We start from the raw sequence: 14337 nt of genomic DNA on the forward strand, positions 1-14337 counted from the left end.
AAGTGGGGTGAAATGCATTTTTGTGGGGTGATGTGTCCGAATTGGTGCTTCAGGGCGAGTCTGAGCTGACGCTGGACGGCAAAGGGCGGGTGACCGTGCCTGCCCGTTTCCGCGACACGCTCAATGCGCTCTGCGGGGGCCAGATGACGGTCACCAAGCACCCCACGCGCTGCCTGCTGCTGTTCCCGCGCCCGGCGTGGATCGATTTCCGCACCAAGCTGCTGGGCCTGCCGATGGACGTCGAGGCCTGGCGCCGCATCTACATCGGCAGCGCGATCGATGTCGACATCGATGGTGGCTCGCGCGTGCAGCTCTCGCCCGAGCTGCGCAAGTGGGCCGGGCTGGACAAGGAGCTGACGCTGGTCGGCATGGGCAGCCGGATGGAGATCTGGGACCGCGAGCGCTACACCGCGCTGGAAGAAGCGACCCTTGCTCAGCCCATGCCCGAGAGCATGCGGCACATGGTGATGTGAGATCTGATCGCCGCCATGAAAGATGTTCTTCAAACCAAGCTGAGCGGGCCGAGCGCCGGGCCGCTCCCAAGCCGGCCCGAATCCCCTTGGGGGATCGCCCGACGTATTCGTCGGTCGAGGGGCTGACATGACTCTTGCCCATACCACCGTGCTGCTTCAGGAGGCAGTCGATGCGCTGCTGCTGCAGCCGCATGAAGACGCGCCCGATCCGGCCGCCGGCACCTATGTCGACGGCACCTTCGGCCGCGGCGGCCATTCGCGAGCCTTGCTGGCCCGCCTGGGCCCGGCCGGCCGGCTGATCGCGTTCGACAAGGACCCGGAAGCCGTGGCCGCGGCCACCACCGGCGACAACGCCATCACCGACCCGCGTTTCGAGATTCATCACGCCAGTTTTGCCAGCATGGCCGAGGCGCTGGCCCAGCGTGCACCGGCCGGTGCCGACGGCGTGCTGATGGACCTGGGTGTCAGCTCGCCGCAGATCGACAACCCCGCCCGCGGCTTCAGCTTCCGCTTCGACGGCCCGCTGGACATGCGCATGGACACCACGCGCGGCGAAAGCGCGGCGGACTTCCTGGCGCGTGCCGACGAGCGCCAGATTGCACAGGTGATCCGCGACTATGGCGAAGAACGGTTTGCTGTCTCGATTGCAAAGGCGCTTGTGGCTCGCCGCGAGGGCGGAAAACCACCGCGAACCACTGCCGAGCTGTCCGAGCTCGTGGCTGGTGCGGTCAAGACCCGCGAAGCCGGCCAGAACCCCGCCACACGCACCTTTCAGGCTCTTCGGATTTTCGTCAACGCCGAGCTTGAAGAGCTTGAGCAAGGCCTGCGGGCTGCGCTGAGCCTGCTGAAGACGGACGGCCGGCTGGCAGTGATCAGCTTCCATTCGCTGGAAGACCGCATCGTCAAGACCTTCATCCAGCACGAGAGCCGGGTGGAGGTGGACCGGCGCGCGCCGTTTGCGCCGCCCAGCCGCGCGCTGCGTCTGCAGCCGCTGGGCCGCATCAAGCCGTCCGAAGGCGAAGTGCGCGAGAACCCGCGCTCGCGCTCGGCCGTGCTGCGCGTGGCGCGCCGGCTGTCGGCCGAGGAGAGCGGGCTGTGACGCGAGTCAGTCTCATCCTCCTGCTGGCGCTGATGGGCAGCGGGCTGTACCTGGTCAAGGTCAGTTACGAGGCGCGCAAGCTGTTTGCCGACATCGAACGCGCCAAGGCCGACGAGCACCAGCTGGCGGCCGAGGCCACGCGGCTGGACGCCGAGCGCCGCAGCGAAGGCACGCACCTGCGCGTGGAACGCGACGCGCGCGAGAAGCTGCAGATGCGCTTGCCCACGCCGGACGCGACGCTGTATGTCGCCGAGACGCGTGCGGCCTCCGGGGGGGCTCGGTGATGGCGAAAAAGGCGACGAACTCGGTTCGTGGGGTGAACTACTCGACCAGCCCGCTGCTGGCCTCGAAGACGCCGCCGTGGCGCAGCCGTTTCCTGGTGCTGCTGGTCGGTGCCGCCTTCCTGGTGCTGATCGCCCGCGCGCTGTACGTGCAGGTGCTGGAAGCCGAGTTCTTCCAGAAGAAGGGCGAGGAGCGTTTTGCTTCCACGCTGAGCCTGTCGGCCAGCCGCGGCCGCATCCTGGACCGCAATGGTCAGATCCTGGCCATCAGCGTCAACGCACCCACGATCTCGATCAACCCGCAGCAGTTCAAGGCCAATGCCGACCAGAAGCGCCAGCTGGTGTCGCTGCTGGGCATGAAGCCGCAGGAGCTGGAGACCAAGCTGGCCGAGGACAGCGCTTATGCGGTGCTGCGCCGGCAGATCGACGGTGGCGTGGCGCAAGAGATCCGCAAGCTCGGCATCAAGGGCATCACGCTGGAGCCGGGCTACCTGCGCCGGTATCCGGAAAACGAATCGGCCGCGCACGTGGTCGGCTTCACCGACATCCAGGACGAAGGCCAGGAAGGCATCGAGCTGACCTTCCAGAAGCAGCTGCAGGGCCATGGCGGTTCGCGCAGCGTGGTCAAGGACAGGCTGGGGCGCATCGTCGAGGACCTGGGCGAGCCGGTGGACCCGCGCGACGGCAGCGACGTGCAGCTGACCATCGACTCCAAGGTCCAGGCCCTGGCCTACCAGCGCATCCGCGATGCCGTGCAGCAGCACCATGCCAAGGCCGGCAGCGTGGTGGTGCTGGACGCGCAGACCGGCGAGATCCTGGCGCTGGCCAACTACCCCAGCTACCTGCCCGAGGAGCGCCACAACCGCACTGGCGCCCAGCTGCGCAACCGCGCGGTGACCGATGTGTTCGAGCCCGGCTCGACGATGAAGCCGTTTGTCGTCTCGAAGGCGCTGGAGCTGGGCCTGGTCAAGCCCGACATGATGATCGACACCAGCCCGTTCATGGTCGGCCCGCTGCGTGTCAACGACGACCCGCACCCGCACCCGGCGCTGACCGTCTCGCAGGTGATCCAGAAGTCCAGCAACGTGGGTACCGTGCGCATCTCGCAGAAGATCGAGGCGCGCGACATGGGCGAGATGTACCAGGCGCTCGGCTTTGGCAGCAAGCCGCAGATCGGCTTCCCCGGCGCCGCTACCGGCAAGCTGCGGCCCTGGCGCAGCTGGAAGCCGGTCGAGAAGGCGACGATGAGCTACGGCTATGGCCTGTCGGCCTCGCTGCTGCAGATTGCCCGCGCCTACACCGCGATTGCCCGCGACGGCGAGCTCGCGCCGCTGACGCTGGTCAAGGGCGAAGAGGCCACCGCTTCGGTGCAGATCTTCCAGCCCGAGACGGTGCGCACCATGCGCCAGATGTTGCGCGGCACCGTGCAGCCCGGTGGCACCGCGCCGCTGGCGCAGCCGCTGGGCTATTCGGCTGGCGGCAAGACCGGCACCGCGGAAAAAATGGAAAACGGCCGCTACAAGAGTGGCAACTACCGCGCCTGGTTCACCGGCATTTCGCCGATCGACAAACCGCGCGTGGTCGTGGCCGTGATGCTGGACGAGCCCAAGCCGATCTATTTCGGTGGCCTGGTCGCCGCGCCGGTGTTCAAGGGCGTGGTCGAGCAGACCTTGCGCACGCTGGGCGTGCCGCCGGACCTGGAAGTCAAGCCGCAGGTGGTCGCCCAGATCGGCGGCACCGAACCCAACAAGACGACGTCCCACTGACATGCCGTTGACCCATCTGAGAAGTGCCGATGCCGCCGCCCGCTGGCTGACCTCCTGGGTCACCGGTGCGCTGCGCACCGACAGCCGCCTGGTGCAGCCCGGCGATGCCTTCATTGCCTGGCCCGGCCAGCGCAGCGATGGGCGGCAGTTCGTCGAGGCCGCGCTGGCGGCAGGCGCTTCCACCTGCCTGGTCGAGCACGAAGGCATTGGGGCCTTTGGCTTTCAGGACGCCCGCGTGGCCACGCTGCCGGGCTTGAAGGCGGCGACGGGCCTGATCGCCGATGCGTTCTACCGCCACCCCAGCCAGGCGCTGAAGGTGGTGGCCGTCACCGGCACCAACGGCAAGACCTCCAGCGCCTGGTGGACCGCGCAGGCGCTCAGTCTGCTGGGCCAGCGCTGCGGCGTGGTCGGCACGCTGGGCGTGGGCGAACCGCCGCGGCCACGCGCGCATGTGGCCGGTGCGGACAACGCAGCGGATGCCGGCAGCATCGAATTCACCGGCCTGACCACGCCGGACCCGGTGGTGCTGCAGGCGGGTTTTCGCCGCATGGCCGACGAGGGCTTTGCCGCCTGCGCAATCGAGGCTTCGTCCATCGGCGTGGTCGAGCAGCGACTGGCCGGCACGCGGCTGGAAGTCGCGCTGTTCACCAACTTCACGCGTGACCACCTGGACTACCACGGCAGCATGGAGGCCTACTGGGCCGCCAAGCGCCTGGTCTTCGCCTGGCCGCACCTGAAGGCCGCGGTGATCAACGTGGACGATCCGCAAGGTGGGCTGCTGGTGGCCGACCTGGCCGGCAAAGGCCCGGCGCTGTGGACCATCTCGGCCCGCGACGAGGCCCGGCTGCAGGCCCAGGACGTGGGCTACACCGGCCAGGGCCTGAGCTTCACGCTGGTCGAATCTTCCGCGCGCGTGCCGGTGCAGACCCGGCTGATCGGCGACTACAACGTGTTGAACCTGCTTGGCGTGATCGGTGGCCTGCGCGCCCTGGGCGTGCCGCTGGCCGATGCCGCCGCCGCCGCGGCCCAGGTCACGCCGGTGCCGGGCCGCATGCAGCGCGTGCCGCTGCCAGCGGGCGCCGTGGCATCACCCGAGGTGGTGGTGGACTACGCCCACACGCCGGACGCACTGGACAAGGCCATCTCGGCGCTTCGCCCACTGGCGCAGGCGCGTGGCGGCCAGCTGTGGTGCGTGTTCGGTTGCGGGGGTGACCGGGATGCGACCAAGCGCCCGCTGATGGGCGAGATCGCCCAGCGCCTGGCCGACCGCGTGGTCGTTACCAGCGACAACCCGCGCGGCGAATCGCCCGAAGCCATCATCGGCCAGATCATCGAGGGCACGGTCGAGGCGCGCAGCCTGGCGCCGGTGCAGACCGAACCGGACCGCCGCGCCGCGATCTTCCAGACCCTGGCGGCTGCCGCACCGCAGGACGTGGTGCTGATCGCCGGCAAGGGCCACGAGGACTACCAGGAGATCAACGGCTTCAAGCATCCGTTCTCCGACGCCGCGGTGGCCACCGCCGCACTGCAATCGCGGAGCGCGAACTGATGATGCCGCTCACGCTCGCCACGGCCCACGGCTTGTTGCCGGACGCCTTGCGCGTCGGCCCGGCCGTGGCTGGCGGCGATGAGCGGCTGGCGCTGCGCCGCGTGCACACCGACACCCGCACGCTGGCCCCGGGTGACCTGTTCGTCGCGCTGAAGGGTGAGCGCTTCGATGCGCACGACTTCCTGCCGCAGGCCGCCGCTGCCGGCGCCGTGGCGGCCATCGCGTCGCACGGTCTGGCCGAAGCCGGCCTGCCCGGCCTGCAGGTGGTCGATCCGTTGCGCGCGCTGCAGCAACTGGCCACCGGCTGGCGCGAGCAGCTGGCGCTGCCGGTGATCGCGGTCACCGGCAGCAACGGCAAGACCACGGTCACGCAGATGATCGCCTGCATCCTGCGCGCGGCGCAGGGCGAAGCCGCGCTGGCCACCGCTGGCAACCTGAACAACCACATTGGCGTGCCGCTGACGGTGCTGCGGCTGACCGCGGCGCACCGCCTCGCGGTCATCGAGCTGGGCATGAACCACCCGGGCGAAATCGCCGAGCTGGCCGCCATCGCGCAGCCCACGGTGGCGCTGGTCAACAACGCGCAGCGCGAGCACCTGGAGTTCATGCAGACGGTGGCCGCCGTGGCGCAGGAAAACGGCAGCGTGATCAGCGCGCTGCCGGACAACGGCGTGGCCGTCTTCCCTGCAGACGACGCGCACAGCGCCACCTGGCAGGCGCTGGCCGGCACGCGCCGCGTGCTGCGCTTCGCACTGGGCAGCAATGAGTGCCCCCAGGGCCGGACTGCGCCCAGCCCGCCCCCCGAGGGGGAAAAAAAAACTTGGGACGGCCCGGCGTTTTCTTGCGAGACCGGCGCCGACGTTAGCGGCAACGCGCGCTGGGCGGGTGACCACTGGGTGCTGCAGATGCACACGCCCGTCGGCGAGGCCGGCCTGGCGCTGCGCGTGGCAGGCCGGCACAACGTGAAGAACGCGCTGGCCGCGACGGCCTGCGCGCTGGCAGCCGGCGTGCCGCTGGGCGCGGTGGTCGCCGGGCTGCAGGCCTTCGAGCCGGTCAAGGGCCGCTCGCAGGTCAAGTTGTTGGCCAATGGCCAGACGCTGATCGACGACAGCTACAACGCCAACCCCGATTCCGTGCGCGCCGCCATCGAGGTGCTGGCCGAGCTGCCGGCGCCGCGCTGGCTGGTGCTGGGTGACATGGGCGAGGTCGGCAACGAGGGCCAGTCCTTCCATGCCGAGGTTGGCGCGCTGGCGGCAGAGCGTGGCATCGAGCACTTCTGGAGCACTGGCGAGTTGTGCCTGCACGCCGCGCGGGCCTATGGCCAGTCGGCGCGGCACTTTGCCAGCGTGGCCGAGCTGCTGGCTGCGGTGGATCGGCCGGCGGCACGCGCGGTGGTCGTCAAAGGCTCGCGCTTCATGAAGATGGAACAGGTCGTCGCCGCGCTGCAAGCGGCCGGCGCGCAAGACAAAGGGGAGGCCGCATGCTGCTGAGCCTGTCGCAGTGGCTGCAGGGCCTGTACCCGGAGCAATTCGGTTTCCTGCGCGTGTTCCAGTACCTGACCTTCCGCGCAGTGATGGCCGCGTTGACGGCGCTGGTCATCGGCCTGGTGTTCGGCCCGTGGGTCATCCGCCGCCTGACCGAGCTGAAGATCGGCCAGCCGATCCGCGAATACGGCATGCAGAGCCACTTGGCCAAGCGCGGCACGCCGACCATGGGCGGCGCGCTGATCCTGATCGGCATCGGCCTGGCCACGGTGCTGTGGAGCGACTGGAGCAACCGCTTCGTCTGGATCGTGATGCTGGTGACCTTCGGCTTCGGCGCCATCGGCTGGACCGACGACTGGCGCAAGGTGGTCGACAAGAACCCCGAAGGCATGCGCTCGCGCGAGAAGTTCATCTGGCAGTCGCTGATCGGCCTGGTCGCGGCGCTGTACCTGGCGTTCAGCGTCTCCGAGACCAACAACCTGCGCGTGCTGGAGCTTTTCCTGCGCTGGGTGCAGAGTGGCTTCTCGAACGACCTGCCGCCCAAGGCCGACCTGATGCTGCCGTTCTTCAAGACCATCAGCTACCCGCTGGGCGTCTTCGGCTTCATCGGCCTGACCTACTTCGTCATCGTCGGCGCCAGCAATGCCGTCAACCTGACCGACGGGCTGGACGGGCTGGCCATCATGCCGGTGGTGCTGGTGGCCGGCGCGCTGGCGATCTTCAGCTACGTGGTCGGCAGCGCGGTCTACAGCAAGTACCTGCTGTTCCCGTACATCCCCGGCGCCGGCGAGCTGATGATCTTCTGCGCCGCGATTGCCGGTGCCGGCCTGGCCTTCCTGTGGTTCAACGCGCACCCGGCGCAGGTCTTCATGGGCGACGTGGGCGCGCTCTCGCTTGGCGGCGCGCTGGGCACGGTCGCGGTCATCACGCGGCAGGAAATCCTGCTGGGCGTGATGGGTGGCGTGTTTGTCGCCGAGGCGCTGTCGGTGATGCTGCAGGTCGGCTGGTTCAAGTACACCAAGAAGAAGTACGGCGAAGGCCGGCGCATCCTGAAGATGGCACCGCTGCACCACCACTTCGAGAAGTCCGGCTGGAACGAGACCCAGGTGGTGATCCGCTTCTGGATCATCACGATGCTGCTGTGCCTGATCGGCTTGGCCAGCCTGAAGCTCAGGTAGTCCATGAATCAGCTGCGCGACCTGTCCATCCTCATCCTCGGGCTCGGTGACTCCGGCCTGGCGATGGCGCGCTGGTGCGCGCGGCACGGTGCCGCGCGCATCCGCGTCTGGGACTCGCGCGAAGCGCCGCCGCAGGCCACTGCTTTGTTGACGGATGTGCCTGCCGCCGAGCGTTTTTCCGGCGCGCTGGACGCCGACCTGGCGACTGGCTCGCTGTCCGACGTGCAACTGGTGCTGAAGAGCCCCGGCCTTGCGCCTGCCGACACGCGCATTGCGCCGCTGCTGGCCGCCGCGCGTGCCAAGGGCCTGGCGCAGCAGAACGAACTGGACTTGTTCGCCCGTGCGCTGGCCGACCTGAAGGCCGACCGCGGCTACGCGCCCAAGGTGCTCGCCATCACCGGCACCAACGGCAAGACGACGACCACCGCGCTGACCTCGATGCTGGTGGAGCGCTGCGGCAAGCGCGTGGGCCTGGCCGGCAACATCGGCCCGACGATGCTGGACACGCTGTCTGCCGCGCTGGACCTGGAGCCGCCGCCGTCTGCTGAGGCCGATGAAGCGGTGCTGGCCGAGCCGGCCGAGGAGCCGAACGCAGCTGCCGAAGCCGAGCCGCTGGACGAGTCCGCGGAACCGGCGGAGGTGGAAGCCGAGGCCGAACCCGAAGCGCTGCCGTTGGATGACGAAGACGCGCTTGCACCGCCCGTCGTGCTGGCCCCGCCGCCGCCCAAGCTGCCGGTGTTCGCGCACCTGCCGGACGTGTGGGTGCTGGAGTTGTCCAGCTTCCAGCTCGACGGTGTGCAGGGCTTCGAGCCCAGCGCCGCCACGGTGCTGAACGTCACGCAGGACCACCTGGACTGGCACGGCACGATGGCCGCCTATGCCGCAGCCAAGGCGCGCATCTTCGGCCAACATGCGCTGATGGTCGTCAACCGCGACGACACGCTGGTCGAGGCCATGGTGCCGGCGGCCGTGGTCGTGACCGGTGGCCGCGGCAAGCCGAAGAAGCTGGTGGGCCGGCCGGTCTGCCGCTTCGGGTTGGACGCGCCGCAAAAGCCTGGCGACTTCGGCTTGGTCACGGGCGGCGGCATGGACTGGCTCGTCCGTGCGATGCCGGCCGACGAAACCATCAAGAAGCGCAAGGGCGACGACGAAGACGAGTTGCTGCTGCAGCGCCTGATGCCGGCCGACGCGTTGCGCATCCGTGGCCGCCACAACGCCGCCAACGCGCTGGCCGCGCTGGCGCTGTGCACCGCCATTGGCCTGCCGCTGGCGCCGATGCTGCATGCACTGCGCGAATACCGCGGCGAGCCGCACCGCGTCGAGATGATCGGGCAGATCGGCGGCGTCGAGGCCTTCGACGACAGCAAGGGCACCAATGTCGGCGCCACCGTGGCTGCGCTGGATGGCCTGGGGCAGGACTGCGGCGGCAAGCTGGTCGTCATCCTCGGTGGCGACGGCAAGGGCCAGGACTTTTCGCCGCTGGCCGCACCGGTGGCGCGCCACGCCCGGGCGGTCGCCACCATCGGCCGCGATGCCGGCGCCATCGAAGCCGTGCTGGCCGGCAGCGGCGTGCCGCTGCAACGCCACGCCACGCTGGAAGCCGCCACGCGCTGGTGCTTCGAGCAGGCCCAGGCCGGTGATGCCGTGCTGCTCAGCCCGGCCTGCGCCAGCCTGGACATGTTCCGCAACTACGCCCACCGCGCCGAGGTCTTCATCTCGGCAGTGCAGGACCTGGCGGCCGAGCGCGGGGAGATCCTGACGTGAGCTTCGCTGACGCACTCCGTCAACCCTTCGCCGGCCTGCGTGAACGCGCCGGAGCACTGCTGGGCCGCGCCGGTGGCGAGCGTTTGCCCATCCGCGACTGGATCGGCGGCGTGTCGGCCAAGCCGGTGCAACTCTCGGGCTACGACACCGGGCTGATCTGGGTCACCGCGCTGCTCTTGGCGCTGGGCCTGGTGATGGTTTATTCGGCCTCGGTCGCAATGCCGGACAACCCGCGCTTCTCGCGCTACGTGCCGACCTTCTTCCTGAGCCGGCAGGCAATGTTCATCGGCGTGTCGTTCGTGGCCGCGCTGGTCACGCTGCAGATCCCGATCGCCGTCTGGGAAAAGTGGGCGCCGTGGCTGTTCGCCGCCACGCTGGCAATGCTGATCGTCGTGCTGGTGCCTTTCATCGGCAAGGGCGTGAACGGCGCGCGGCGCTGGATTCCGCTGGGCGTGATGAACTTCCAGCCCAGCGAACTGGCCAAGCTGGCAATGGCCATGTACGCCGCGAGCTACATGGTGCGCAAGATGGACGTGAAGGAGAACTTCGTCAAGGCGGTCTGGCCGATGGCGGTCTCGCTGGGCGTCGTGGGCGTGCTGCTGCTGGCCGAGCCGGACATGGGCGCCTTCATGGTCATCGCCGCGGTCGCGCTGGGCATCCTGTTCCTGGGCGGCGTGAATGGCCGCATGTTCTTCCTCAGTGTGGCGGTGCTGGTCGGTGCGTTTGTGCTGATGATCGTCTTCAGCGAGTTCCGCCGCCAGCGCATCTTTGCCTATCTGGACCCTTGGAACCCGGACTATGCCCAGGGCAAGGCCTACCAGCTGACGCACTCCTTGATCGCCTTTGGCCGCGGCGGCGTATTCGGCCAGGGCCTGGGCGCGTCGATCGAGAAGCTGCACTACCTGCCCGAGGCGCATACCGACTTCCTGCTCGCGGTGATCGGCGAGGAGCTGGGCTTCATCGCCGTGCTGGCGGTGATCCTGGCCTTCTTCTGGCTGACCCGCCGCATCTTCGTGATCGGCCGCCAGGCCATTGCGCTGGACCGCGTCTTCGCCGGGCTGATGACCCAGGGCATCGGCATCTGGTTCGGTGGCCAGGCCTTCATCAACATGGGTGTGAACCTGGGCGTGCTGCCGACCAAGGGGCTGACGCTGCCGCTGCTGAGCTATGGCGGCTCGGGCGTGCTGCTGAACCTGGTGGCGCTGGCCATCGTGCTGCGAGCCGACCTGGAAAACAGGCAGCTCATGCGAGGAGGCCGCACATGACCGGGACCACCTCGATGGCTTCTACGCGTCACCTGGTCATCATGGCCGCGGGGACCGGCGGGCATGTGATTCCCGGCTTGGCCGTGGCGCGCGAGATGATGACCCGCGGCTGGTCGGTCAGTTGGCTGGGCACCGAGGGCGGCATGGAAAACAGGTTGGTGCCGGCCACCGGCATTCCGATGGACCGGCTGTCGTTTTCCGGCCTGCGCGGCAAAGGCCTGCTGCACACGATGACCGGCGGCCTGCGCCTGCTGAAGGCCTTCTGGGACAGCGCGCGCATCCTGCGCCGCCGGCATGCCGACGCGGTGCTGGGCATGGGCGGCTATGTCTGTTTCCCCGGCGGGCTGATGGCGGCGGCGCTGGGCAAGCCGCTGGTGCTGGTGAATGCCGATGCCGCGCTGCTGATGAGCAACAAGGCCCTGCTGCCGGTGGCCGACAAGGTGGCCTTCGGCTTCGACGGCCCGGCGGCCGACAAGGTCAAGCGCTCGCTGGTGACCGGCAATCCGGTGCGCGCCGAGATCGAGGCGATGCCGCCGCCCGAGCAGCGGTTTGCCGGCCGCGAAGGCCCGCTGCGCGTGCTGGTGGTCGGCGGCAGCCTGGGCGCGCGCGTGCTGAACGAAACCGTGCCGGCGGCGCTGTCGCAGATGCCCACCGAGTTGCGACCGCAGGTCACCCACCAGACCGGCACGAGCAACCTCGATGACGTGCGCAGCCGGTACGCCACGCTGGGCCTGCAGGCCGAGGTGCTGCCTTTCATCGACAACATGGACCAGCGCCTGGCCGACTGCGACCTGATCGTCTGCCGCGCCGGCGCGATCACCGTCAGCGAACTCTGCGCGGCCGGTGTGGCCAGCGTGCTGGTGCCGCTGGTGGTCTCGACCACCTCGCACCAGCGCGACAACGCGGCCTGGATGGCAGAGCGCGGCGCCGCGCTGCACCTGGCGCAAGCCGACATGAACCCCCAGCAGCTGGCCGGGCTGCTGCAGCAACTGGACCGGACGCAACTGCTCGCGATGGCTCAAAAGGCCCGCATGCTGGCGCGACAAGGTTCGGCCGCGAAAGTGGCCGATGAAATCGAAAGGCTGATCAAGCCATGAAACACGCGGTCAAGCACATTCACTTTGTCGGCGTCGGCGGCGCCGGCATGAGCGGCATTGCCGAGATCCTGCACAACCTGGGCTACAAGGTCTCCGGCTCGGACCAGGCCGACAGCGCGACCACGCGGCGGCTGGGCGAGCTGGGCATCCAGATCTTCATCGGGCATGACGCGGCGCACATCGCCGGTGCCGGTGCAGTCGTCACGTCCACCGCCGTGCGTGGCGACAACCCGGAGGTGATCGCCGCCCGGTCGCACCGCGTGCCAGTGGTGCCGCGCGCGGTGATGCTGGCCGAACTGATGCGGCTGAAGAAGGGCATTGCGATTGCCGGCACGCACGGCAAGACGACGACCACTTCGCTGGTGACCTGCGTGCTGGCAGAGGCTGGCGTGGACCCGACCTTCGTGATCGGCGGCAAGCTGAATTCGGCAGGCGCCAACTCGCGCCTGGGCTCGGGCGACTTCATCGTCGTCGAAGCCGACGAGTCGGACGCTTCGTTCCTGAACCTGATGCCCATCCTGTCGGTCGTCACCAACATCGACGCGGACCACATGGACACCTATGGCCATGACTTCGCGAAGCTGAAGGGCGCGTTTGTCGACTTCGTGCACCGCATGCCGTTCTACGGTGCCGCCATCCTGTGCGGCGACGACCCTGGCGTGAAAAGCATCATCCCGATGATCTCGCGCCCGGTCATCACCTACGGCATGGGCGAAGACGTGCAGGTGCGTGCGGTCAACGTGCAGGCGCTGCGCGGCGGCCAGATGCGCTTCACCTGCCAGCGCCGCAATGGCAGCGTGATGCCGGACCTGGACATCACGCTGAACCTGCCGGGCGAACACAACGTGCGCAATGCGCTGGCTGCGATCGCGGTGGCGACCGAACTGGAGCTGCGCGACGAGCCCATCGTCGCCGCGCTGGCCAGCTTCACCGGCGTGGGCCGGCGCTTCCAGCGTTATGGCGAGCTGCCGGCGAACGGAGGTGGCGCCTTCACGCTGATCGACGACTACGGCCACCACCCGGTCGAGATGGCCGCGGTGCTTGCCGCGGCCCGCGGCGCCTTCCCGGGCCAGCGCCTGGTGCTGGCCTTCCAGCCGCACCGCTACACCCGCACGCGGGACTGCTTCGAGGACTTCGTCAAGGTCATGGGCCAGGCCGACGCGGTGCTGCTGACCGAGGTCTATGCCGCCGGTGAATCGCCCATCGTCGCGGCGGATGGCCGTTCGCTGGCACGCGCCCTGCGTGTGGCCGGCAAGGTCGACCCGGTGTTTGTCGACGAGGTGGCGCTGCTGCCCGAGGAGATCCGGGCCTTTGCGCGCGATGGTGATGTCGTGATCGCGATGGGCGCAGGCTCGATTGGCGCAGTGCCGGCGAAGGTTGTCGAGTTGAGCGGAGGCGCGGCATGACCGCCATTGACGTGAAGAGCTTCGGCAAGGTTGCGGTGCTGATGGGCGGGGATTCCGCCGAGCGGCCGGTGTCGCTGATGTCGGGCGAAGGCGTGCTGAAGGCGCTGCTGTCGCAGGGCGTGGACGCGCATGCCTTTGACCCTTCCGAGCGTGGCCTGCATGAACTGAAGACCGAAGGCTTCGCGCGCTGCTTCATCGCGCTGCATGGCCGCCATGGCGAAGACGGTTCGGTGCAGGGCGCGCTCGAATTGCTGGGCATTCCGTACACCGGCTCGGGCGTGATGGCCTCGGCGGTGGCGATGGACAAGGTCATGACCAAGCGCGTGTGGATCGCCGAGGGCTTGCCCACGCCGAAGTTCCGCCGCCTGCGCCGCGGCGAGCATGGCCGCGAGGTCACGCGCGAGGTGCCGGACACGCTGGGCCTGCCGCTGATCGTCAAGCCGGCAAGAGAAGGTTCCTCTTTTGGCGTGACCAAGGTGCCGGGGTATTCAGGGATGCATGAAGCGGTGGCCTTCGCCGCACAATTCGACCCTGACGTGCTGTGCGAAGAATTCATCGAAGGCGACGAGGTCACCTGCCCGGTGCTGGGAGAAGGTGACGCCGCCGTCGCATTGCCGGTGATCCGCATCCAGGCCCCCGACGGCAAGTACGACTTCGAGCACAAGTACCACTCCGACGAGACGCAGTACCACTGCCCGAGCGGCCTGCCCGAGGCCGAGGAACGCGAGATCCAGCGCATCGTCGTCGAGGCCTATCGCCTGCTGGGTTGCCGCGGCTGGGGCCGCGCTGACCTGATGATCCGCGCCAGCGACCGTCAGCCCTTCCTGTTGGAGATGAACACCTCCCCGGGCATGACCGGCCACTCGCTGGTGCCGCGCTCGGCCCAGGCTGCCGGCATGAGCTACGAGCAACTGTGTGTGCACCTGCTGGCCGGTGCCAGCTTGGACAACCCGCCTGCCAAGGCCTGAACGCTGC

12 protein-coding genes are annotated in these 14337 nt (G+C 68.7%); all 12 read left to right on the forward strand.

Annotated features, from left to right (window positions below; all coding sequences use genetic code 11):
- Positions 1 to 44: 44 nt before the first annotated feature.
- The 12 genes from LRH25_RS24020 (at position 45) to LRH25_RS24075 (ending at position 14330) form a co-directional block, all read left to right on the forward strand.
- The gene (locus LRH25_RS24020) at positions 45 to 473 is read left to right on the forward strand and encodes a division/cell wall cluster transcriptional repressor MraZ (protein ID WP_141288902.1); all 429 of its coding nucleotides are present in this window, start codon (positions 45 to 47) and stop codon (positions 471 to 473) included.
- Between the two features lie 127 nt (positions 474 to 600).
- Positions 601 to 1572 carry a 16S rRNA (cytosine(1402)-N(4))-methyltransferase RsmH gene (gene rsmH / locus LRH25_RS24025; RefSeq protein ID WP_231012579.1) on the forward strand — a complete coding sequence of 324 codons (972 nt, stop codon included), beginning with the start codon at positions 601 to 603 and terminating at the stop codon, positions 1570 to 1572.
- Complete coding sequence (gene ftsL / locus LRH25_RS24030) at positions 1569 to 1856, forward strand: cell division protein FtsL (RefSeq protein WP_231012589.1); 288 nt, start codon at positions 1569 to 1571, stop codon at positions 1854 to 1856. The genes rsmH and ftsL overlap by 4 nt, the downstream gene beginning before the upstream one ends.
- The gene (locus tag LRH25_RS24035) at positions 1856 to 3619 is read left to right on the forward strand and encodes a peptidoglycan D,D-transpeptidase FtsI family protein (protein WP_141290638.1); all 1764 of its coding nucleotides are present in this window, start codon (positions 1856 to 1858) and stop codon (positions 3617 to 3619) included. The genes ftsL and LRH25_RS24035 overlap by 1 nt, the downstream gene beginning before the upstream one ends.
- A 1-nt stretch (position 3620) precedes the next feature.
- On the forward strand, positions 3621 to 5168 hold the full coding sequence (locus LRH25_RS24040) for a UDP-N-acetylmuramoyl-L-alanyl-D-glutamate--2,6-diaminopimelate ligase (RefSeq protein WP_231012592.1): 1548 nt from the start codon (positions 3621 to 3623) through the stop codon (positions 5166 to 5168).
- 2 nt (positions 5169 to 5170) lie between these two features.
- Entirely contained in the window at positions 5171 to 6658 is a 1488-nt protein-coding gene (locus LRH25_RS24045) for a UDP-N-acetylmuramoyl-tripeptide--D-alanyl-D-alanine ligase (RefSeq protein ID WP_375142186.1), read from the forward strand.
- On the forward strand, positions 6649 to 7830 hold the full coding sequence (gene mraY, locus LRH25_RS24050) for a phospho-N-acetylmuramoyl-pentapeptide-transferase (protein WP_141290650.1): 1182 nt from the start codon (positions 6649 to 6651) through the stop codon (positions 7828 to 7830). The genes LRH25_RS24045 and mraY overlap by 10 nt, the downstream gene beginning before the upstream one ends.
- A gap of 3 nt (positions 7831 to 7833) precedes the next feature.
- Positions 7834 to 9594, forward strand: coding sequence for a UDP-N-acetylmuramoyl-L-alanine--D-glutamate ligase (gene murD, locus LRH25_RS24055; protein WP_231012613.1), 1761 nt, complete (start codon positions 7834 to 7836; stop codon positions 9592 to 9594).
- Positions 9591 to 10859: a putative lipid II flippase FtsW gene (ftsW, locus tag LRH25_RS24060; protein WP_141291516.1), complete on the forward strand. Its 1269-nt coding sequence runs from the start codon at positions 9591 to 9593 to the stop codon at positions 10857 to 10859. The genes murD and ftsW overlap by 4 nt, the downstream gene beginning before the upstream one ends.
- A complete protein-coding gene (gene murG, locus LRH25_RS24065; RefSeq protein WP_231012616.1) occupies positions 10856 to 11956 on the forward strand; it encodes an undecaprenyldiphospho-muramoylpentapeptide beta-N-acetylglucosaminyltransferase in 1101 nt (366 codons plus the stop codon). The genes ftsW and murG overlap by 4 nt, the downstream gene beginning before the upstream one ends.
- Entirely contained in the window at positions 11953 to 13362 is a 1410-nt protein-coding gene (gene murC, locus LRH25_RS24070) for a UDP-N-acetylmuramate--L-alanine ligase (protein WP_141288469.1), read from the forward strand. The genes murG and murC overlap by 4 nt, the downstream gene beginning before the upstream one ends.
- Complete coding sequence (locus tag LRH25_RS24075) at positions 13359 to 14330, forward strand: D-alanine--D-alanine ligase (RefSeq protein WP_141288468.1); 972 nt, start codon at positions 13359 to 13361, stop codon at positions 14328 to 14330. The genes murC and LRH25_RS24075 overlap by 4 nt, the downstream gene beginning before the upstream one ends.
- Positions 14331 to 14337: the final 7 nt, after the last annotated feature.

It is taken from the genome of Ideonella azotifigens, assembly GCF_021043325.1.
Lineage (GTDB): Bacteria > Pseudomonadota > Gammaproteobacteria > Burkholderiales > Burkholderiaceae_C > Ideonella > Ideonella azotifigens.